This is a genomic window from Flavobacterium branchiicola (assembly GCF_018383905.1).
In the GTDB taxonomy this organism is placed as follows: domain Bacteria; phylum Bacteroidota; class Bacteroidia; order Flavobacteriales; family Flavobacteriaceae; genus Flavobacterium; species Flavobacterium branchiicola.
In genome coordinates, this window is record NZ_JAGYWA010000002.1 from 48,628 (window position 1) to 68,271 (window position 19,644).

Sequence of the window (19,644 nt, forward strand, 5' to 3'; positions counted from 1 at the left end):
TTAAAAATTGGGATTTAAAAAATTAACCAATTTTTTGAAACCATTTTTGAAAAAGTCCGCCAACCAAAGGTAAAGGTCTTGTTTGTCCCTGAATAGCACTAAAAATTCCGTATACCCATAAAATAGAGATGCAGATCCACATTGGGAAAGTGATAAAGAAACTGTCAAAATTACTGATGATGGCTCCGAAAGAAATAAAAGTTAAGGATAAACCTAAAGCCTGACGGATATGGAAAGAAGCAAAACTGTTTTTGTTTTCAGAATTCATGCTCATAGCAATCAAAACGCCAATAATTAAAATATAACTGGTAATGGCGATTGATTTTCCTTCTTCGATTGTATTGTTCATTTTATTATTTTGTAACAAGTTGATTTTGATTTAAAATTCCGTACACAGCACCTTTTATTTCAGTTCCTAAAAAAGCGGAATTTTTAGATTTTGAAAGGATATTTTCTTTAGTGAAAGTCGATTTTCCTTCAGTTGTAAACAAAGTGAAATTAGCTTTTGCACCTTCTTCAATTGTGTCGCTTTCAAGACCGAAAATAGCTCTCCCCGAAGTTAATTTTGCAACCACAGTTTCTACCGGTAAAACAGTTAATAAAGCAGTAAACGCACTTTCTAAACCAATAGTTCCGTTTTTAGCAGTATCAAATTCCATTTTCTTGAATTCAATATCAATCGGATTATGGTCTGAAGTAATCATATCGATGGTTCCGTCAGCGATTCCGTTTAATAAAGCCTGTCTGTCAACTTCTGTGCGTAATGGTGGTGTAACTTTAAAACGAGTATCAAAACCGTCTAATTTTTCATCAGTTAAAACTAAATGATGTACAGAAGCGCTTGTAGTTACATTTAAACCTTTAGCTTTAGCTTCTCTAATTAACTGAACCGATTTTGCGGTTGAAATCGTAGGAATATGAAGTTTTCCGCCAGTATATTCTAATAAAAATAAGTTTCTTGAAATTTGCAGTTCTTCAGCTAAATTCGGAATTCCTTTTAATCCTAATCTCGTAGAAACAATTCCCTCGTTGGCAACACCATTTCCTTTGATATTTGGATCTTGTGAATAAGTAATTACCAAACCATCAAAATCCTGTACATATTGTAAAGCGATTTTTAGCAAATTGGCATTGTCGATACTTCTGTTATAATCTCCAAAGGCAACTGCCCCAGCATTTTTCATATCAAATAATTCTGCCATATCTTTTCCTTCGCTGGCTTTTGTCAAGGCTCCGATTGGGAAAAGTTCTGTAGCAAAACCATTTGCTTTGTTTTTTACAAAATTCACCTGAGCCTGATTGTCAATAACAGGGAAGGAGTTAGGCTGAAGTGCAATGGCAGTAAAACCGCTTTTTGCTGCAACGTTTAATCCGTTTGCAATAGTTTCTCTATCTTCATAACCCGGTTCACCTAGTGAAACACTACTGTCAAACCAACCCTGAGAAACATGAAGATCATCGAATCTTACGATTGTTGCATCGTTATTTGGAAGAGAAACGCCTATTTTTTCTATTAAACCATCTGCAATTAAAAGATCAACGGTCTGATTGTGAAACGGACTTTTGGAGTCGATAATTTTGGCGCTTTTGATGATTACTTTCATATGTAGATATATTTGTGTTGTATTAAAATCTCCGTTTTGTCATTTCGACGAAGGAGAAATCGCATCCAATTTTCTGCATAGTATGTTCTCAGCTTGTGTGATTTCTCCTTCGTCGAAATGACAAACAGGCTAAAAAAATTACTTTACAAATTTTATAATTGCCATTTCTAATGCTAAAAATAACAGTGCAAAGATAACAAACCATTTCCAAATCTGACTGTCTGTTCGCTCAGTTTGTAAGGTGTTAAAAATGGTTGAAATCGTATCGGCGGTTTTAAAATCAGAAACTACATTGGTATTTACCTGACTTAAATCGCTTTCGGTTCGTTTGTAATTAAAACTTAAATTCTCAACCCATTCTTTTTTGTCAAAAACACTATAATTGCCCGCAGTTTCAGGAAAATCATTAAAGGTTAATTTTACTTTATTGTTTAATACCTGCTGAATTGGAATAAACGAATCTTCGTTTCCTCTAACTTCCAAAATCGCATCTTTTGTCAATAATACATCAACAAAATAAGGCTGATTATTTCCAATTGTTAAAGCGTTTACACCCGTTTTTTGATTGTTCTGCGCTATTTTATAAAATAAAGGAACGATTAAAGGCGATTGCTGAAAGTTTGAATTTACAGCGTTTATTGGTGCTGAAAAAACAATAACTCCTGAAACCTGACTCTGAACTGCTGTTACAAAAGCGCTTTGGTCTTCATAAGACAAAACAGCCGGATAAGGGCTTGAAACAGCAAAAGAAGCATTGGTTTTCGGATATTGGAAATTGGTAATTTTATTTTCAAAAACTCCCGAGAACAAAGGATGATCAAAGTTGATTTTGGTAATTAGTTTACTTTCTGTTTGTAGGTTATTGAATTGGATTTTTCCAAGATTTCCTAAAAATGTATTTAAGTTCGCAACAGAAGATTTCTCAGAAGGAATTACCACTAGATTTCCGCCTTTTGATACAAAAGCTTTCAAAGTAGTTTGCAATGCCTGCGGAATCTCAACTAATTCATTTAATATTATAGTGTTTTGTTTTTCCAGACCATTATAGTCTAAAGAACTTAGAGAATAATTATTATAATTAAATTCTGCCGAAGTGTAAATTCTAGATAGGAAATTGCTTTTTTCAGGTTCTCCAATGCTAATTACGTTTGTTTTTTTAGCTTTAGAAATGCTGAAATACAATTTATTGTCATAAGTTAAACCATTGTCTTCAATCGAAACGTAGCCATGAAAAGCTTCTTTTGGAATCGTGAAGTTGATTTTCTTTTTCTTTGCATCAAAATTGATAATTGTTTTGGCAATTAATTTATTCTGATTGTATAAAGCAGTTGAAACCGGTTTGAAATCTTCGTCGTATGCTGATAAACTAACGCCTATTTCGTAAAAATTCTCTAAAGTCTGATTGATATAAACACTATCAATAGAAACGTTGTTTTTTTGCTCGGCTTCCGGAATTATAAAATAAGGCTTTTCTTCGGGATCAATGTTTTTGATATCTTTTTCGGCCAGACCAACAGCGTCTGTAATAATTACAATATCTTTTTTATGAGCAGATTTATGTGCTTTTACTTTTGCTAAAATAGAGGAAAGCTCAAATGGCGTTGCGCTGTATTTTAGGTTTTGTAAGGAACTTTTTGATGATTTAATATCAGTGTTCCAGTAGTTTTCGGTGTTTGTTAAAAGTGAAAACTGTGCGTTTTCGGGAGTGTTTTCTAATAATTCCTGAACAGCACGCTTTAGTAATTCACCTTTTTTACCTTTTGCCTGCATACTAAATGAATTATCCAGAATAATATACATTTCGTTGGAGGCATTTTTACTGTCTTTCGCTTCAAAAAATGGCTGGGCAAAAGCTAAAATAGCGCAGATTAGCAATAATAATCGGGTAGCCAGCAATAATCGTTTTTTGATTTTAGAACTTTTGCGGGTCTGAACAGCAAGTTCTTTTAAAAAGCGAACATTGGTAAAGTAAGAAGTTTTAAAACGACGTAATTGAAATAAGTGAACCAAAATTGGAACAATCAACAAAAACAGAAAGTATAGAATTTCGGGATGTTTAAAATGCATTCTGGCTTCGATTTACTTCACTACGTTTTGTTTTTCGCGAAGATATTGGTCAAAAATACAAATTAAATTATTTAAACCATATAAGTTCATGTAAGAGATTATAAGTTAATCTTTATAAGAAAGTAAACAAAGTAAAAGTCTAAGAAAAAATAATTAGAAAAACTATAAATGAACTTGTATGACTTATATGGTTTGAAAAAAAAGCATGAAAAATGTAACTTTTGTGATTTCTTTTATAATAAAGATGGCGTTTCAAAAAGATATTAATGCGTATTTTAGCCTTTATTAAAAAACTAAAAGAAACTATGAAAAGATTATATATGCTGCTTTTTTCAGCTTTTGCAATCACAAATGTACAATCTCAGACTAAATTTAATTTATTAGTTGGTACTTATACTAATACCTGCCAAAGCAACGGAATTTATGTTTATGAATTTGATGCTGCAACAGGAGATTTTAAAATGAAAAATTCTTCTGAAAATGTGATTAGTCCAAGTTACTTATCGGTTTCAGGAGATAATAAATTTGTTTATGCGGTAAATGAAAACGGACCGCAAAGTACCGTGAGCGCTTTTGGATATGATTCGTCAAGCGGAAAACTAACTTTTTTGAATAAAAATGATGCTTTGGGAGCTGATCCTTGCCATTTAATTAATGATGATAAAAATGTAATTGTTGCCAATTATTCCGGCGGAAATATCGTGGTTTATAAAAAGAAGGCTGACGGAAGTATTTCTGAAGTACAACAATTGATTCAGCACGAAGGAAAAGGACCTAATGCAGCACGTCAGGAAAAGGCGCATGTACATATGGTTGTTTTTTCTCCAGATAAAAAGTTTGTTTTATCAAATGATTTAGGATTGGATAAAGTGTTTATTTATAAATACAATCCGAATTCTAAAAATGAAATTTTGACTTTAAAAGGAAGTGTTGATGTTAAACCAGGAAGTGGCCCAAGACATTTGACTTTTAGTAAAGACGGTAAATTTGTTTATTTAGTTCAGGAATTAGATGCTTCGTTAACGACTTTTAGCTACGATAAAAGCGGAAACCTTAAAGTAATTGCAGAAACGAGTATTCTGCCAAAAGATTTTAAAGGTGCAACAAGTGCGGCGGCTATTAAAATTTCGCCTGACGGAAAGTTTCTATACGCCTCAGATCGTGGTGATGTAAACTCTATCTCGGTATTTAAAATTCTAAAAGATGGAAAAGTTGAATTAGTTGAACAACAAAGTACTTTAGGAAAAGGCCCAAGGGATTTTGTAATTGATCCAACAGGAAATTACCTTTTAGTAGGGCATCAATATACTAATGATATCATTATTTTTAAAAGAGATAAAACGACAGGAAAGATTACAGATTCTGGAAAAAGAATCGAGTTGTGTTCTCCGGTTGGGTTGGTTTTTACGAAATAAGGTTCTGAGGTGCTAAGGTTCTAAGATTAAAAGGCTCAAAGTTTAAAGTGTAAACACTTAAACTTTGAGCCTTTTTTATAATGAGGAATAAAACTTAGCGCCTTAGAACCCTAGAAGCTTAGTAGCTTAAAAAAAACTATTTATCCTTATCTTTTCTTTTCTTATCTCTCGTTTTTAACATATTTCGATTGACAGATCCGTGGGTTTTCTTTTTTGTTTTAGAAGGTCCGCCGAGGTTGACTTTTTTATTCTTTTTAGCTTTATCGTGAAAAGCCCCATCACCTTCAAGTTTTACTTTTTTCATTAAAAACTTAATTGGTTGTCTGTCTTTTTCAGGTTCAATCAATTTTATAGAGACTTCAACTTCTTCAGGGAAATCAGTGATTTCAAGTTCCTGATTCATTAAAAGTTCGGTTTCAATTTTAAATTCTTCTTCTCTTGGAGTAACAAAACTAATTGCTGTACCTGTTGCATCTGCACGACCCGTACGACCAATTCTGTGCATGTATAATTCAGGTTCTTCCGGAAGTTCGAAGTTGATAACGTGTGTAATATCAGAAATATCCAAACCTCTCGCCATAATATCAGTTGTGATTAATCCGCGAAGATTTCCTTCCTGAAATTCTGCCATTGTACTCAAACGGTAATTTTGAGATTTGTTAGAGTGAATTACTCCAAACTGACCTTCAAATTCTTCTTCGATTCTGGTATGTAACATATCAGAAATCTTTTTATTATTCACAAAAACCAAAACGCGACTCATACTTTCGTCGGTTTGCAATAAATGTTTCAGCAGATTTACTTTTGTATTAAAGTTCGGAACATTATACGTAATCTGTGTAATTTTTTCTAATGGAGTTCCAGAAGCGGCAAGTGTAACTTCTTCCGGAAAATCAAAAAAGTCATTCAAAACAGCATCAACTTCATCTGTCATTGTCGCTGAGAATAATATATTTTGACGTTTGGTTTTCATCATCGCCAAAAGAGCAGTCAATTGCGTGCGGAAACCAAGATTAAGCATTTCATCAAACTCATCTATAACTAATTTCTGAGTATCATCAAAACGAACAACAGCATCAAGTGCCAAATCCATTGTACGTCCCGGAGTTCCAACTAAAATGTCAACACCCTCGTAAACGGCTTTTTTTTGTGTATTGATATTTACACCACCATAAATACCTAGTGTTTTAACCGACATGAATTTGGTCAGTTTTTCTACTTCTTCAACAACCTGAACGACTAATTCACGGGTTGGAACAAGTACAACAATCTTTGGTGTATTGGTATTTGTAAATTTGTATAATTTTAAAAGTGGCAGTAGGTAAGCAAAAGTTTTACCGGTACCGGTTTGTGCAATTCCCATCATATCACGTCCAGACATGATTACAGAAAAGGATTTTTCCTGAATAGGGGTTGGTGTAACAAATCCCAGTTCGTCAACAGCTTTTTGTAATGATTTTGGAAGATTGAATTTTTCGAAAGTGCTCATTTGCTTTAAATTTTGTGCAAATGTACGTTAAATTCATGGTTAGAGCACTAATTTTTTCGAATCAGCTAATAATTTAGAGGTATAATTAATTGATTTTCAGTTTTTATAGAGCTTCAGATTCTTGTTATTTATGTTTTAAAAGTGTTTTGGAAAAGGAAAAGCTATTTGGGAATTTTGAATATTTTTGGAGAGTAAAGAACAGATCATAAATAAGATGGGAACATTTTCGCAGACGAGTATTAAGTGCAACGATATTGAAACTATAGTAGGAGAGTTGAAGAGATATTTGCCAATTGGTAGAGAAATATGGCTTGGTACTAATAAATGGTGGTTTTATAACGTACCGCACGATGAAAATTCTTTTAATGGTGAAAATCTAACATTAATAGTTTCACAAAACCTAGCCAAAGATTGGGTTGAAGTTGAGTTTGATTTTCAGTTTGGCTTATATTTTTTTGATGAAATTTTAAAGCAAATTTCAAAAAATCTGAATACTGTGATCGTGTTAGCTTATTATCAGTCCACAAGTGATGAAGGCAGATTGGCAAAATTTATAAATGGACAATTAGAATTATCCTACTACGAAAAGTATTTTTATGAAGTTATTGTTGAAAACGATCAGTATAGTGTAAAATCTAATTATATAGCAGATAATTTTGGAGTTGCTGATTCGACTATTGAAGAACTTAGAAATTCGAAATTAGGAGACGAAACGCTATTGATTGAATATGACTTTATATATAAATTTTTAAACTCTGAAGGTTGGAGAAGTGATTCTGCACAAGAAATTATTGTAGATGAGAAATATTTGCACTTAGAGCAATTAAAATAATCATTAAAATTAAATTTAAAACCCCTCAAAAACCCCTAACCCAAATAAAGCAAAATCATATTTTACAGGATCTAAAGCATCCATTTCTCTTAATTTGGTATCCAATTCTAATAGAGCTTTGGCATCATTTTGCTTTCGCGAAAGGATTCCAAGTTTGCGTGCAACATTTCCGGAATGCACATCAAGCGGACATGATAAAGCTGATGGAGAAATACTTTTCCATATTCCTAAATCGACTCCTTTCGTGTCTTGGCGCACCATCCATCGCAAATACATGTTAATTCTTTTGGCTGCGGAATTATTTAGAGGATCTGAAATGTGTTTTTGAGTTCGTGGTAAGTGATCAATTTCGAAAAATAGCTTTTTGAATTCGCTGATGCTTTTCTGCAAACTGTCTTTTTCCTGATTTTTGGCAAACACAGCTTCAAGTCCGTTATGGTTTTGGTAAATATGTTGTAAACCTTTTATAAAACCGCCAAGGTCTTTTCCGTTGAATGTTCTGTGAACAAAAGTTTCAAGATTAGCCAAATCATCTTCAGAATGAGACATCACAAAATCATAAGGAGTATTGCCCATTAATTCCATCATTTGATGCGAATTTTTGATAATCATTTTACGATTTCCCCAAGCAATTGTCGCGCTCAAAAATCCGGCAATTTCGATATCTTCTTTTTGAGTAAAAAGATGCGGAATCTGCACAGGATCACTTTCAATAAAATCCTGATTGTTGTATTGAATGACTTTTTCGTCTAGAAATTCTTTGAGTTCTGATTTATTCATCTATGGTGACTTCTGCATTACTAATTTGACCATCAACCATAACAAGTTTTCTGTCGGCCATATTGGCTAATTCTTCGTTATGCGTTACAATAACAAAAGTCTGTCCGAATTCGTCACGAAGCTGAAAAAATAATTGGTGCAGGTTTTCGGCAGAATGAGTATCTAGATTTCCTGATGGTTCATCGGCAAAAATTACGTCGGGTTTGTTGATTAAAGCCCTTGCAACTGCCACACGTTGTTGTTCTCCGCCCGAAAGTTCGTTTGGTTTATGATCGATACGATGCGACAATCCCAGAAAAGTCAATAGTTTTTTAGCTTCAGCTTCTGTTTCGGCAGGTTTTTTACCGGCAATATAAGCAGGAATACAAACATTCTCAAGAGCTGTAAATTCAGGTAAAAGCTGATGAAACTGAAAAATAAATCCTAAATTCAGGTTTCTGAATTTTGATAAAGCTTTATCATTTAATCCTAAGATATTTTCTCCATTAATCGTTAGAGAGGTCTCTGAATTTAATTTTGAAGGTTTATCCAGTGTTCCTAAAATGTGCAGCAAAGTCGTTTTTCCGGCACCGGATGCACCAACAATAGAAACGATTTCTCCTTTTTTAATATGTAAATCAACTCCTTTTAAAACTTCAAGCTGATCGTAGAATTTATGTATGTTTTTTGCGTGTATCATTTTTAGAAACCATTTCTACAAAGAAACAAAGAATCTACCGATATAAAAATGGGTTGTAACAGAATTTTATGAAGTAATTTAAGTTTATCTTTAATAAAACAATATTGAAAAATGAAAATAAAATTATTTCTATTCCTTTTTATTGCGGGTCTTTCTATAATTTTTGTAAGCGCCGAAAAATATCCCGAAGATTTATTTCTTACTTATAAAGTCGATGTTAAAAAACAGGATTTAAAATTAGTCTGGAAAGATGAAAAAGGAAAGCGTTTTGGCAGCATAGAAAACCTCAAATTTTGGGCTGCAAAAAAGAATCTTACAGTAGACTTTGCGATGAATGCAGGAATGTATAAAACTGATCATTCTCCTCAGGGGCTTTATATAGAAAATCAAAAGCAATTAATTTCTTTAGATACTACAAATGCGGAGGGAAATTTTTATTTAAAACCAAATGGTGTGTTTTTTATTACGACTAAAAAAGTGGCAGTAATTTGCCGTACAGAAATGTTTAAGAATAATAAAGAAATAGAATTTGCCACACAATCGGGTCCAATGTTAGTTATTGATGGTCAGATTCACTCTACTTTTAAAGAAGGGGCAAAAAATGTAAATATTAGAAATGGAGTAGGTGTTTTACCTAACGGCAATGTGGTTTTTGTGTTATCTAAGAAAGAAGTTAATTTCTATGATTTTGCTAATTATTTTAAAAGTTTAGGATGTAAAAATGCACTCTATCTTGACGGATTTGTATCGCGTGCGTATCTTCCGTCTCAAAATTGGTTTCAGCTGGATGGAGATTTTGGAGCGTTATTTGCTATTACAAAAAAGAATTAGGAAAGTGGTAATTTAGAAATTAAATTTAATAAAGAAATAAAACTACTTACCTGAATTATTTTTAATTTAGAATAATCTAAAATGAATTATTATGCAGGAAGTTAAAGTAATGAAACAGGAGGATAGAACCAGAAAACTTTTAATTGGTTTGCTATTGGATGGCATAGGTATGATTTCGTTCAGTATTCCGTGGATCGGTGAATTCTCAGATGTGATCTGGGCTCCAATTGCCGCTTTTATAATGACAAGAATGTACAAAGGAAGAGTAGGGAAAGTGGCCAGTGTTTTGACTTTCTTAGAAGAAATTATTCCTTTTACAGATGTAATTCCGTCATTTACACTTACGTGGATTTACACTTATTATTTTCAAAAAGAAGAAAAGGAAATTTAGTCTTTAAATAAAAATCCTAATCCCATATTTTTAAGCATTTTCTTCTCGAAATTCCAAAAGAAGCGGAATTGTCCAAAAAGAGCTCCAATTGCAATCAATAAAACCTGATAAATAGGGAAGATTATTATTAAACGAATTAAAGTAAACCATCCGCCAAAATCTTCTTTGGTAATACCCAGCCAAACACAAAAAGGTTTAGACAACCACGCAGATGCCGATCCGGTGATGGCAAAAACGATAAGTATAATAATGGCTTGTAAATTTGAGGTGATTCCCCAACGTTTCTTTAATCTATTCATTGCTATTTGTAATGATTACAAATATAGTAACATTATCTGGACGGAACATAACCCCAAAGCTTTTGTTTGTAAGTATTTTGAAAATAAATCATATAATTGTAAATAAGATAATTTACTTCGTATCCATAATGAATCTCTGGTCTGTAATCTATAGACATTTCGTATAGGTTTGGATTGTATCGTTGCGGCTGTGATACCCGAATATTCCATTCTGTTACATAAAAACGGTTTTTGTTTTCTAAATACGAAAGGGAATGATAATTTCTGGGATAAGCTCTCGTTTGCAACCAATTGCTAAAGCCGTTATCAATTATTATTACTTCATATTCTAAAGAATCATTTGCGATTCTAACGGTATCATTTGCTGTTTTTTTTGCCGTATCTGTACTGGCAACATTTTTAGAAGCTGTAGAACATGCAATTATCGTAAGTAAAAGGACTAATATGGAAATACACTTTTTCATAAAATACACTTTTGGACTATAAATTTACGAATAATTCAGCAAAGGGATTTTGTATTTAACAGTTTGTTGGAAAAGGTTCTGAGGTGCTAAGATACTAAGATGCTAAGATTTAGTTGAAAAACAAAAAAGCTGTTTGATTGACAAACAGCTTTTAATAATATCTTAGAGTCTTAGTATCTTAGTATCTCAGAAACTTAGAGCCTTTTAAGATTTTCCAAACAATTTTCCAAGTAAGCCGCCAATTCCGCCACTTTTTGTCAGGGCAGCAGCATCTGACAGGTCGACTTTGCCATCGTTATTTTGGTCTAAGCCAAATTGCATTCCGTATTTAGAGATCGTGTCCATAATGTTTGACGCTTGCCCGCTGTTTCCTGCAATTGAACTGATGATGTCTGAAATTTGAAAACTACCATCATTTGGATCTTTTGCTTTGTTTACTAATGAATTTAAAACTTGTGGAATCATACTTGCAGCAACGCCTGAAGCAGCAGATCCGCTTAAACCAAATTTTTCGCCCAGAGTTCCGCTTAGTTGTTGTGTAATTTGTTGTACAACAGGATTTGAACTGTCTATTGATGACGTTCCGTTAAATAAACCTGCTAATTGTTCTGTTCCGCCTTCTGAAGCGATTTTTTGCAATCCTGAAAAAATTGAAGAACTTGTTTCGTTGATAACTGCTTCATTATGTTCATTTGGAACAGCAGTATTGTTCACAACAGCATCACCTCCGTATTGCTGTACTAATTGAGTTAATTGTTCAAACATGATTTAAGAGTTTTAAATTATACAACAAAATTAATAAAAAAAGAAAGGGATTTACTACAAAACAGTAGCAAATCCCTTTAAAGATAATCTATTTTTTAATTCCTTAGCTCAACAAAGTAATAATTTGTGAAGCTAATTCTGTTCCAATTCTGTCTTGTGCTTCTCCAGTTGCAGCTCCAATGTGAGGAGTCAATGAAATTTTAGAGTGCATTAAGATTGCCATTTCCGGTTTTGGTTCGCTTTCGAAAACATCTAAACCAGCAAAAGCAACTTTTCCTGAATCTAAAGCTTTTACTAAAGCTACTTCATCAATTACGCCACCACGAGCGCAGTTTACGATTCCAACTCCGTCTTTCATAATTGCAAGTTCTTTTTCTCCAATGATGTAACCATCCTGAGCAGGAACGTGTAATGTAATGAAATCAGCTTCTTTAAATAAAGATTCTAAAGATTGAGAAACGATTGTTGTTGTGATAGACTGACCGTCAAAAAACTCAACTTTTACATCAACCTGAGGGATAAAGCTATCAGCAGCAATAACTTTCATTCCTAAACCAAGCGCCATTTTTGCAGTAGCTTGTCCGATACGACCAATACCAACAATACCTAAAGTTTTTCCTCTTAATTCAGTTCCGTTTGCGTAAGCTTTTTTCAAACCGTCAAAGTTTGAATCGCCTTCAAGAGGCATATTTCTGTTTGAATCATGTAAAAAACGAACACCAGAAAATAAGTGTCCAAAAACCAATTCAGCAACAGATTCTGAAGATGAAGCTGGAGTATTGATTACATGAATTCCTTTGCTTTTAGCATAATCAACATCGATATTATCCATACCAACACCACCACGACCGATGATTTTGATACCAGGACAAGCATCGATAATATCTTTACGAACTTTAGTTGCACTACGCACTAAAACTACGCTTACATTATTTTCGTTAACAAAATTAGCTACTTGTTCCTGAGCTACTTTTGTAGTTATAACTTCAAATCCACCTTTTTCTAAGGCTAGAATTCCACTTTTAGAAATTCCATCATTTGCTAATACTTTCATTTCGGGTTTAGTATTTAGTTGTTTACTTTTTTTAATTGTAAAGATTAAAGAAGGTAAACCTGTATTATTTTTCTTTTTTTGATATTTAAATTAGAAACAGCTTCGATCAACCGAATAACCGATTAAACTTTGCTTTCTAAAGCTTTCATTACATCAACTAATACCTGAACACTTTCGATAGGCATAGCATTGTAAATAGAAGCTCTGTATCCGCCTACAGAACGGTGTCCTGGCAATCCTGAGATTCCAGCTTCTTTCCATAAAGCATCAAAAGTTGCTGTATGATCAGCGTTTGTTAGCAAGAAAGTAACATTCATATTAGAACGATCTTCTAGAGCTGCAGCACCTTTAAATAATGGGTTTCTGTCGATTTCAGCATAAAGTAATTCTGCTTTAGCGTTGTTTAATTTTTCAACAGCAGCAATTCCGCCTTTTTCTTTAATCCATTGTAAAGTCAATAATGAAACGTAAACTGCAAAAACAGGTGGAGTATTGTACATACTTTCTGCTTTGATATGTTTAGCGTAATCCAACATACTAGGAATTGTTCTTCCGTTTTTCTCCAGAATTTCTTCTTTAATAACCACTAAAGTAGTTCCTGCAGGTCCCATATTTTTTTGAGCTCCGGCATAGATTAAATCAAATTTAGAGAAATCTAATTCGCGTGAAAAGATATCAGAACTCATATCGCAAACAACAGGTACGCTGGTTGCAGGGAATTCTTTCATTTGAGTTCCAAAAATGGTATTGTTACTAGTACAGTGAAAATAATCAGCATCACTTGGTATTTCGTATCCTTTTGGAATATGGTTATAATTTTCTTCTTTCGAAGATCCTACGATTACAGTTTCACCAAAAAGTTTAGCTTCTTTGATTGCTGCAGTTGCCCACGTTCCCGAATCTAAGTATGCTGCTTTTCCGTTTTCTTTCATTAGGTTGTAAGGAGCCATTAAGAATGCTGTACTTGCACCACCTTGTAAAAATAAGGCCTGGTATCCTTTTCCCTGAAGTCCTAATAATTCTAAAGCAAGTGATCGGGCTTCCTCCATAACAGCAACGAAATCTTTGCTTCGGTGCGAAATTTCAAGGATAGATAATCCTGAATCATTAAAATTTAAAATTGCTTTTGATGCCTTCTCAAAAACTTCCTGAGGTAAAATACTTGGTCCTGCGCTGTAGTTGTGTTTTTTCATGGTTTTTGTTAATAGTCGAAAATTTTAAAGACGCAAATTTCGACAATAGGAGGCGAAAAAGCGATAAATTATTCGAAATAATTGAACATATTTTTAATTTGTTGTTAACAAAAACGTTATAGTATCAACGTTATCTGCATAATCCCACAAGTGAGGATTTTGAGTTTGCCCGAATGAGATGCTGTTTTTGATTAGATCATTGCTTACGATGCATTGAATTTGCTCAGAATCAGCTTCAAGGCGAGTTTGTAAATCATCGATGTTTTCATAAAATTCATAAAAAACACTCGAAATTGGCGATGCATAACTAGTGTCTTCTTTTATTGTAAGGAAACCATTATCTAATAATTTGAAATTACTCATTAAAAATACCGCTTTATTATAATCGTAATTATTAGCATATTTTTCATAATGAATGACGTCCTGATATTTGAACATTGCTTCAAAGAATGCATCAAATGAATAACCTTTTGGAACAAAAAGTTTAGAAACATTTCGGCATCCTAATCCAAAATAACGGAAAATATCTTCTCCTAAAGCTTCCAGATCTTCTTTAGATTCTTTTCCATTCAAAACTGCAACAGAATTTCTGTTCTTTCTAATGATGGAAGGTTTGTCTTTAAAATAATACTCAAAATAACGCGCTGTATTATTACTTCCGGTAGCAATTACGGTATCAAAATTCTCTAATTTACCTTCTACAAAAGTGATTTTATCTTTTAGACTTTCATCAGCAGCAATTAAATATTTTGCGAGAAAAGGTAATAAATGCTGGTCGTTTGATGAAGTTTTGATAAGTGCTTTATTGCCGCTGATCAAAACAGCTAAAAAATCATGAAAACCAACAAGCGGAATATTACCTGCCAAAATTAGGGCAACGGTTTTTTCGGCAGAAGATTCATTAAAAGTATATTCAGAAAGCCATTTTGTAAGGTTTTCTTCTGTTAAAGCTTCGGCCCATGATGTTATGGCAAAATAAACCTGCTCTGGTGTATACCAGCCATTATGAGATTGCGATAAATGAATAAGTTCTTCAAATTTATCAAAGAAGATTTCGTTATTTAATACGTCAGATTTTTTAACGGAACCCTTTTCAGAAAATTGACTTAAAAATTTTCCTAATTCAACAAAAACACTTTTTTTTGTTTCTAATGTCATAATGTTTGTTTATGAATTGTTTTGATTGTAATTTTGCACAAAAATAAGGATAAATAAGTCGAAAGTCAAAAGTCATCAGGTCAAAAGCTGTGAATGTCTTTTTTCGGCTTTGCAACTTTTAAGACTTTTAACTTTAAGACTACAAAAACGATGGCAATTATTATAACTGACGAATGCATTAATTGTGGGGCCTGCGAACCAGAATGCCCAAATACAGCAATATATGAAGGAGCAGATGATTGGAGATATAAAGACGGAACAAGTCTTTCCGGGAAAGTAATTTTACCTGATGGAACTGAGGTTGATGCAGAAGATGCTCAAACTCCAATTTCTGATGAGATTTATTACATTGTTCCTGGAAAATGTACAGAATGTAAAGGTTTTCATGATGAACCTCAATGTGCTGCTGTATGTCCTGTTGACTGTTGTGTACCGGATGATAACCACGTAGAAGATGAAGAAACCTTGTTAAGCAGACAAGCGTTTTTGCATAATGAATAATATTTCTGAGATTCAAATTTTAGATATTGAAAATCCTGAGCATTGTACTCGGGATTTTTTTTGCTCATATAAAATATGTTTTTTGGGTATTGTGCTGTTACATAACAATTTATTTTGTTAATTTGATCGAAATAATTTAATAAAACAGCCTATGAGGAGACTGATACTTTTATTTATCGTATTATTTAGTGTTACTGCTTTTGCACAAAAAACAGAATATTCTATTATTGTTAAGGATATTGAAACTCAATTGCCGATAGAAAATGCAACCGTAGTCGTTCTTAAGACTAAGCAAATTTTATTAAGCAATAAGGAAGGTAAAGTTACTTTTATGCTTGCTGGAGGCTCTACTATTGAAATTTCCGAAACGGATTATGAGACTGTAAATGTTCGCTGGGTGTCTTTAAATGGTGATCAAAAGTTCGTGGTTTATTTGAAAAGCAAGAAAAATAAATTAGATGAAATTGTTGTCTCAAAGGAAAATCCGCAAAAAATATTTCAAAAAATTGTTTACAACTCCCGAAAAAAATTAGCAATATCACACAGGTTAAAAGTTTATGTGCGAGAGTTTTTTATGCTTGATAATAAATATTCGTATTATAATGACGGATTAGTGAATTTTCAGTTTTCGGGAAATCAAAAGAAAACTTCTACAACACTTTTGGTCGAGCAAAACAGATCTTATGGATTACTGGAAACCGACGTAAGTGCAGATTTAAGAGGGTATGATCTCAATAAAATCATGCAAAATTATGCTGATCTAAGATATTTTAATCCTATTCTAGATTCAAAAGCAAAAAAAGAATATGAGTTTTTAGTAAAAGGGCATCCCAATAATAAAGATTATTATATCATGACTATAACGCCGCTTGATAAAGCTAAAGACGCAATTGATAGTTTCGAGTTAGTTTACGATCCGATAAAAAAACTTATAGTTGAATTTACTATTGATATAACTCCGGGCAATCTGGATAAAATTGAAGAGAAGACAAAAGTAGATTCAAAAAACATCACAAGATCATTTGTAAAAGTCAATTATAGAATTGATAAAGAAGATTATTATTTATTAAGTTCTAATGAAGAGATAGCCTATAATTTAATTTTGAAAGAGCAGATAAAGAAAATACAGGTTCGAAACAGTTTTACGACGACTCATTTTAACCGACAAAACTTTACTTATAATGAAATTGATGTTTTTAAAGAGAAGTCACTTTTTAATAAAAAAAATAAAATCCTAACCAATTATTGGGATATCTCCGGATTTACAGCAACAGACGAAGAAAAGGCAATTATTGCAGCTTTAGATTTTAAAATGTAGACTGTTTAATGTAAAATATGAAAAGTAGTTCTTATTAGTGTAAAAAAAATCCTGAACGGTAATTGTTCAGGATTTTGTTTTTATTGTCAGGCTGAGCGAAGTTGAAGCCTAGAAATTAAATCCAAGTCTTGCGTAGTAATAAGCTCCGCTGAATCCCATTTGTACAGCATCCCAGTAACCACCGGCTTCTGTATTACCTTGTTCATCTTGTTTAGTTGGATAAACATTGAACAAGTTGTTGCTACCAACACTTAATTTTAAGTTTTTGGTAAGTCTGTAGCCTAATGTTAAATCAGTAATTAATCTTGGGTTGTATACATCATCTTCATCTGCGTAATCAACTAAAACTACTTTGCTGAAACGTGTAAATGCTAAACCTGCATCAAATTTACTTTTTGAGTAGGTAAGGTTTAAACCAAATTTACTGTCCGGAGCAGAAGCCAATAGAAATGCTTTTTCACGTTTTCCAAAGAAAGTTTCTGCATCTAGAGAACCATTTTTTACATTATCGATTTTCATATCGTTTATGTTACCCACTAAAGTTGCTCCAATGTTTCCAAAATCAAAGGCTTTTTTCCAGGAGAAAACTAAATCTAAACCATGTGTACTTGTGTCAACTCCGTTGGCAAAAAACTGAGCCTCAGAAACACCAAGATTAAGAGCAGTTGCATCAAAATATCCGGTAAGAACGATACGATCTTTTACTTTAATATAATACCCATCAATTGTTGCAGTAAAATCTCCGTAAGTTGCAGTAAATCCTAAAGAAGCATTAACCGCTTTTTCTTCATTTAATTTCTGGATACCAAAAGCTCTTGTTACAGGACTGTCATTTGGAGCTAAAAGAACCTCAGTTGCTCCACTTGCATTAAAGTTCGTGAAACGTAAATTATAGTAAACCTGAGCCAATGATGGCGCACGGAAACCTGTACTTATAGATCCTCTCATATTGATGTGATCATTAAGTTTAAGTCTCGAAGCTAATTTTCCGTTTAAAGTACTTCCAAAATCACTGTAATTTTCAAAACGAGCGGCACCACTTACCATTAAAGCATCACTAATATCTAATTCAGCGTCAGCATAGAGTGAGAAGTTGGTACGATCTTCGTTAACCTCATTTGCCGGACTATATCCAGGGAAACCTTGTGAGCTTCCTGGTCTTGGATTTCCGGAAATTGGATCAATAGGGGCGCTTTGTGTTGTAGGATCTGTTATTGGTTTTCCGTTAGTATCATAAGTAGTATACGAACCTTCTTCACCGGCAAAAATTTCGAATTGCTCTACTCTGAATTCTGCTCCAAAGGCAACGTTCAGGCCTTTTAATACATCTCCATAATTTTTAGATACATCAAAATTGGTTGTATTTTGAAGTAAGCTATGACCTCCGGCGTCAAACTCATGAGGTGATTTTTCTTCAAGCGAAGCATTTATAGTTCCTTTAATATCATATTGAAATTTGTTTTTTCCAAATGTATTACTCAAATCAAATTTCCATCCGCCAGGAGATTCCGTTCTGATTCCGGCAGCAATCGAATTGTCATTGATTTTTGAAGTAATTCTTGGTGTATATCCGCCAGGATACACAGATTCAACTACTCTTTCTCCATCATTTCTGGTAAAAGCATAGGCATCAGTATCTCTGAAATTACTTCCTCCAAAAGCATAAAATTCAGTTTTCTCAGCAATCGGAATGGCGATATTAGCGAATAAATTTACTCCTTGAATTTCGGCATCTCCAAAACCTTTTCTAAAATCGTAACTAGGACGAAGTGTTTTGTTTTTGTTTAAAAATTCTCCGGTAATATTTACATAACCACCATTAGTGCCAATACTGGTACCGTAGTTGGCAGCGACTTTAACAGAGCCTCCGTCAAAATCCTGATTTTTTCCATAAGAATTTCCGTTTCCGTTTTGGTCTAATCTGAAACCTTTTGTATTTGGAGTTCCTGGTAAAAATTCTCCTTTGGCATGAGTATTAAAAACACCATAGGTTACAGATCCTGTAAGTTCATTAACATTATCATTAGTAACAATGTTAACAACACCTGCAATCGCATCAGAGCCATATTGAGCGGCTGCGCCATCACGCAGAATTTCGATTCTTTTAATAGACGCTGCAGGAATGGCATTTAAATCGGTTCCCGTATTTCCACGTCCGCGAGTTCCAAATAAGTTAATAAGAGACGATTGATGTCTTCTTTTTCCGTTAATCAAAACCAAAGTCTGGTCAGGTCCCATACCTCTTAAAGAAGCCGGATCAACGTGATCTGCTCCATCAGAACCAGATTGTTTATTGGCATTAAATGACGGCGCTACATATTGCAAAAGTTCGTTGATTTCCAGTTTTCCACTTTGTGTCGTAACATCTTTTACATTAATAACATCAATAGGAACGGCTGAATTTACAACGGTTCTTTTGGCATTTCTGGAACCTACAACTACAACGTCATTCAGAACTTGTCCGTCACTTTCGCCTAGAACTACATCTAGTGTGTTGCCTGAAGTTGTTTTTTCTACAGTAGAAAATCCGACATAACTAAAAATTAAAGTTGCGCCTTCTTTTACTTTTATTCTAAAACTACCTTCAAAATCGGTAGATACGCCATTTGAAGTCCCTTTTTCGACAATATTTACACCAGGAAGCGGTGCGCCGGCTTTGTCTTTGACGACACCCGAAACTTCTTTTTGGGCAAAAAGAAATGCTGAATTCAGCAGAAATAAAAATAAAGCAAGCTTTTTCATGGTTATTGGTTTTTTGGTTTGTTTTTTATTGATTAGTTTTATAAAAGTAATATTTTTTAACA

Annotated in this window: 19 protein-coding genes; 6 read left to right on the forward strand and 13 right to left on the reverse strand. The window is 33.4% G+C overall.

Going from position 1 to position 19,644, the window contains the following annotated elements; all coding sequences use genetic code 11:
* Nucleotides 1–22 precede the first annotated feature (22 nt).
* The 3 genes from KHA98_RS03805 to KHA98_RS03815 all read right to left on the reverse strand — a co-directional run bounded on the left by KHA98_RS03805 (nucleotide 23) and on the right by KHA98_RS03815 (nucleotide 3,671).
* A complete protein-coding gene (locus tag KHA98_RS03805) occupies nucleotides 23–349 on the reverse strand; it encodes a hypothetical protein (protein WP_213255484.1) in 327 nt (108 codons plus the stop codon).
* A 4-nt stretch (nucleotides 350–353) separates the two neighbouring features.
* On the reverse strand, nucleotides 354–1,604 hold the full coding sequence (locus tag KHA98_RS03810) for a dihydroorotase (RefSeq protein ID WP_213255486.1): 1,251 nt from the start codon (nucleotides 1,602–1,604) through the stop codon (nucleotides 354–356).
* A 138-nt stretch (nucleotides 1,605–1,742) separates the two neighbouring features.
* Nucleotides 1,743–3,671: a vWA domain-containing protein gene (locus KHA98_RS03815; protein WP_213255488.1), complete on the reverse strand. Its 1,929-nt coding sequence runs from the start codon at nucleotides 3,669–3,671 to the stop codon at nucleotides 1,743–1,745.
* 305 nt (nucleotides 3,672–3,976) lie between these two features.
* Here KHA98_RS03815 and KHA98_RS03820 point away from each other — a divergent pair, with 305 nt between their 5' ends.
* Nucleotides 3,977–5,086: a lactonase family protein gene (locus KHA98_RS03820; RefSeq protein WP_213255490.1), complete on the forward strand. Its 1,110-nt coding sequence runs from the start codon at nucleotides 3,977–3,979 to the stop codon at nucleotides 5,084–5,086.
* A 136-nt stretch (nucleotides 5,087–5,222) separates the two neighbouring features.
* On the opposite strand, the gene KHA98_RS03825 is transcribed toward KHA98_RS03820, so the two are convergent.
* Nucleotides 5,223–6,575: a DEAD/DEAH box helicase gene (locus KHA98_RS03825; protein WP_213255492.1), complete on the reverse strand. Its 1,353-nt coding sequence runs from the start codon at nucleotides 6,573–6,575 to the stop codon at nucleotides 5,223–5,225.
* 214 nt (nucleotides 6,576–6,789) lie between these two features.
* Here KHA98_RS03825 and KHA98_RS03830 point away from each other — a divergent pair, with 214 nt between their 5' ends.
* Nucleotides 6,790–7,407 (forward strand): hypothetical protein, encoded by a 618-nt coding sequence (locus KHA98_RS03830; protein ID WP_213255494.1) that lies wholly within the window; start codon nucleotides 6,790–6,792, stop codon nucleotides 7,405–7,407.
* A gap of 15 nt (nucleotides 7,408–7,422) precedes the next feature.
* Here the strand turns inward: KHA98_RS03830 and KHA98_RS03835 are convergent, their stop codons facing one another.
* Entirely contained in the window at nucleotides 7,423–8,187 is a 765-nt protein-coding gene (locus KHA98_RS03835; protein WP_213255496.1) for a TIGR02757 family protein, read from the reverse strand.
* Nucleotides 8,180–8,866 (reverse strand): ABC transporter ATP-binding protein, encoded by a 687-nt coding sequence (locus KHA98_RS03840; protein WP_213255498.1) that lies wholly within the window; start codon nucleotides 8,864–8,866, stop codon nucleotides 8,180–8,182. The genes KHA98_RS03835 and KHA98_RS03840 overlap by 8 nt, the downstream gene beginning before the upstream one ends.
* Nucleotides 8,867–8,977: 111 nt before the next feature.
* Between KHA98_RS03840 and KHA98_RS03845 the strand changes: the two genes are divergently transcribed.
* Complete coding sequence (locus KHA98_RS03845; protein ID WP_213255500.1) at nucleotides 8,978–9,697, forward strand: phosphodiester glycosidase family protein; 720 nt, start codon at nucleotides 8,978–8,980, stop codon at nucleotides 9,695–9,697.
* A 91-nt stretch (nucleotides 9,698–9,788) separates the two neighbouring features.
* A complete protein-coding gene (locus KHA98_RS03850) occupies nucleotides 9,789–10,088 on the forward strand; it encodes a hypothetical protein (RefSeq protein WP_213255502.1) in 300 nt (99 codons plus the stop codon).
* On the opposite strand, the gene KHA98_RS03855 is transcribed toward KHA98_RS03850, so the two are convergent.
* From KHA98_RS03855 to KHA98_RS03880, 6 genes are all read right to left on the reverse strand, one after another.
* Nucleotides 10,085–10,387 (reverse strand): DUF6787 family protein, encoded by a 303-nt coding sequence (locus KHA98_RS03855; RefSeq protein ID WP_213255504.1) that lies wholly within the window; start codon nucleotides 10,385–10,387, stop codon nucleotides 10,085–10,087. The genes KHA98_RS03850 and KHA98_RS03855 overlap by 4 nt on opposite strands.
* Nucleotides 10,388–10,419: 32 nt before the next feature.
* Entirely contained in the window at nucleotides 10,420–10,851 is a 432-nt protein-coding gene (locus KHA98_RS03860; RefSeq protein WP_213255506.1) for a DUF6146 family protein, read from the reverse strand.
* A 204-nt stretch (nucleotides 10,852–11,055) separates the two neighbouring features.
* Nucleotides 11,056–11,616, reverse strand: coding sequence for a tautomerase family protein (locus KHA98_RS03865; protein ID WP_213255508.1), 561 nt, complete (start codon nucleotides 11,614–11,616; stop codon nucleotides 11,056–11,058).
* Nucleotides 11,617–11,719: 103 nt separating this feature from the next.
* Nucleotides 11,720–12,670: a D-2-hydroxyacid dehydrogenase gene (locus KHA98_RS03870; protein WP_213255510.1), complete on the reverse strand. Its 951-nt coding sequence runs from the start codon at nucleotides 12,668–12,670 to the stop codon at nucleotides 11,720–11,722.
* Nucleotides 12,671–12,792: 122 nt separating this feature from the next.
* Complete coding sequence (gene serC / locus KHA98_RS03875) at nucleotides 12,793–13,863, reverse strand: 3-phosphoserine/phosphohydroxythreonine transaminase (protein WP_213255512.1); 1,071 nt, start codon at nucleotides 13,861–13,863, stop codon at nucleotides 12,793–12,795.
* Between the two features lie 93 nt (nucleotides 13,864–13,956).
* Entirely contained in the window at nucleotides 13,957–15,021 is a 1,065-nt protein-coding gene (locus KHA98_RS03880; protein WP_213255514.1) for an acyl-CoA reductase, read from the reverse strand.
* 150 nt (nucleotides 15,022–15,171) lie between these two features.
* Between KHA98_RS03880 and KHA98_RS03885 the strand changes: the two genes are divergently transcribed.
* Nucleotides 15,172–15,522, forward strand: a complete 351-nt coding sequence (locus tag KHA98_RS03885) for a 4Fe-4S dicluster domain-containing protein (RefSeq protein WP_213255516.1) — start codon at nucleotides 15,172–15,174, stop codon at nucleotides 15,520–15,522.
* 151 nt (nucleotides 15,523–15,673) lie between these two features.
* The gene (locus KHA98_RS03890; RefSeq protein ID WP_213255518.1) at nucleotides 15,674–16,840 is read left to right on the forward strand and encodes a peptidase associated/transthyretin-like domain-containing protein; all 1,167 of its coding nucleotides are present in this window, start codon (nucleotides 15,674–15,676) and stop codon (nucleotides 16,838–16,840) included.
* A 108-nt stretch (nucleotides 16,841–16,948) separates the two neighbouring features.
* Here the strand turns inward: KHA98_RS03890 and KHA98_RS03895 are convergent, their stop codons facing one another.
* Nucleotides 16,949–19,582, reverse strand: coding sequence for a TonB-dependent receptor (locus KHA98_RS03895; protein WP_213255520.1), 2,634 nt, complete (start codon nucleotides 19,580–19,582; stop codon nucleotides 16,949–16,951).
* Between the last annotated feature and the right edge of the window lie 62 nt (nucleotides 19,583–19,644).

Coding starts and splice junctions, on each gene's coding strand:
- KHA98_RS03805 (WP_213255484.1), bottom strand. CDS start 349: ATGAACAATACAATCGAAGAAGGAAAATCAATCGCCATTACCAGTTAT.
- KHA98_RS03810 (WP_213255486.1), bottom strand. CDS start 1,604: ATGAAAGTAATCATCAAAAGCGCCAAAATTATCGACTCCAAAAGTCCG.
- KHA98_RS03815 (WP_213255488.1), bottom strand. CDS start 3,671: ATGCATTTTAAACATCCCGAAATTCTATACTTTCTGTTTTTGTTGATT.
- KHA98_RS03820 (WP_213255490.1), top strand. CDS start 3,977: ATGAAAAGATTATATATGCTGCTTTTTTCAGCTTTTGCAATCACAAAT.
- KHA98_RS03825 (WP_213255492.1), bottom strand. CDS start 6,575: ATGAGCACTTTCGAAAAATTCAATCTTCCAAAATCATTACAAAAAGCT.
- KHA98_RS03830 (WP_213255494.1), top strand. CDS start 6,790: ATGGGAACATTTTCGCAGACGAGTATTAAGTGCAACGATATTGAAACT.
- KHA98_RS03835 (WP_213255496.1), bottom strand. CDS start 8,187: ATGAATAAATCAGAACTCAAAGAATTTCTAGACGAAAAAGTCATTCAA.
- KHA98_RS03840 (WP_213255498.1), bottom strand. CDS start 8,866: ATGATACACGCAAAAAACATACATAAATTCTACGATCAGCTTGAAGTT.
- KHA98_RS03845 (WP_213255500.1), top strand. CDS start 8,978: ATGAAAATAAAATTATTTCTATTCCTTTTTATTGCGGGTCTTTCTATA.
- KHA98_RS03850 (WP_213255502.1), top strand. CDS start 9,789: ATGCAGGAAGTTAAAGTAATGAAACAGGAGGATAGAACCAGAAAACTT.
- KHA98_RS03855 (WP_213255504.1), bottom strand. CDS start 10,387: ATGAATAGATTAAAGAAACGTTGGGGAATCACCTCAAATTTACAAGCC.
- KHA98_RS03860 (WP_213255506.1), bottom strand. CDS start 10,851: ATGAAAAAGTGTATTTCCATATTAGTCCTTTTACTTACGATAATTGCA.
- KHA98_RS03865 (WP_213255508.1), bottom strand. CDS start 11,616: ATGTTTGAACAATTAACTCAATTAGTACAGCAATACGGAGGTGATGCT.
- KHA98_RS03870 (WP_213255510.1), bottom strand. CDS start 12,670: ATGAAAGTATTAGCAAATGATGGAATTTCTAAAAGTGGAATTCTAGCC.
- serC (WP_213255512.1), bottom strand. CDS start 13,863: ATGAAAAAACACAACTACAGCGCAGGACCAAGTATTTTACCTCAGGAA.
- KHA98_RS03880 (WP_213255514.1), bottom strand. CDS start 15,021: ATGACATTAGAAACAAAAAAAAGTGTTTTTGTTGAATTAGGAAAATTT.
- KHA98_RS03885 (WP_213255516.1), top strand. CDS start 15,172: ATGGCAATTATTATAACTGACGAATGCATTAATTGTGGGGCCTGCGAA.
- KHA98_RS03890 (WP_213255518.1), top strand. CDS start 15,674: ATGAGGAGACTGATACTTTTATTTATCGTATTATTTAGTGTTACTGCT.
- KHA98_RS03895 (WP_213255520.1), bottom strand. CDS start 19,582: ATGAAAAAGCTTGCTTTATTTTTATTTCTGCTGAATTCAGCATTTCTT.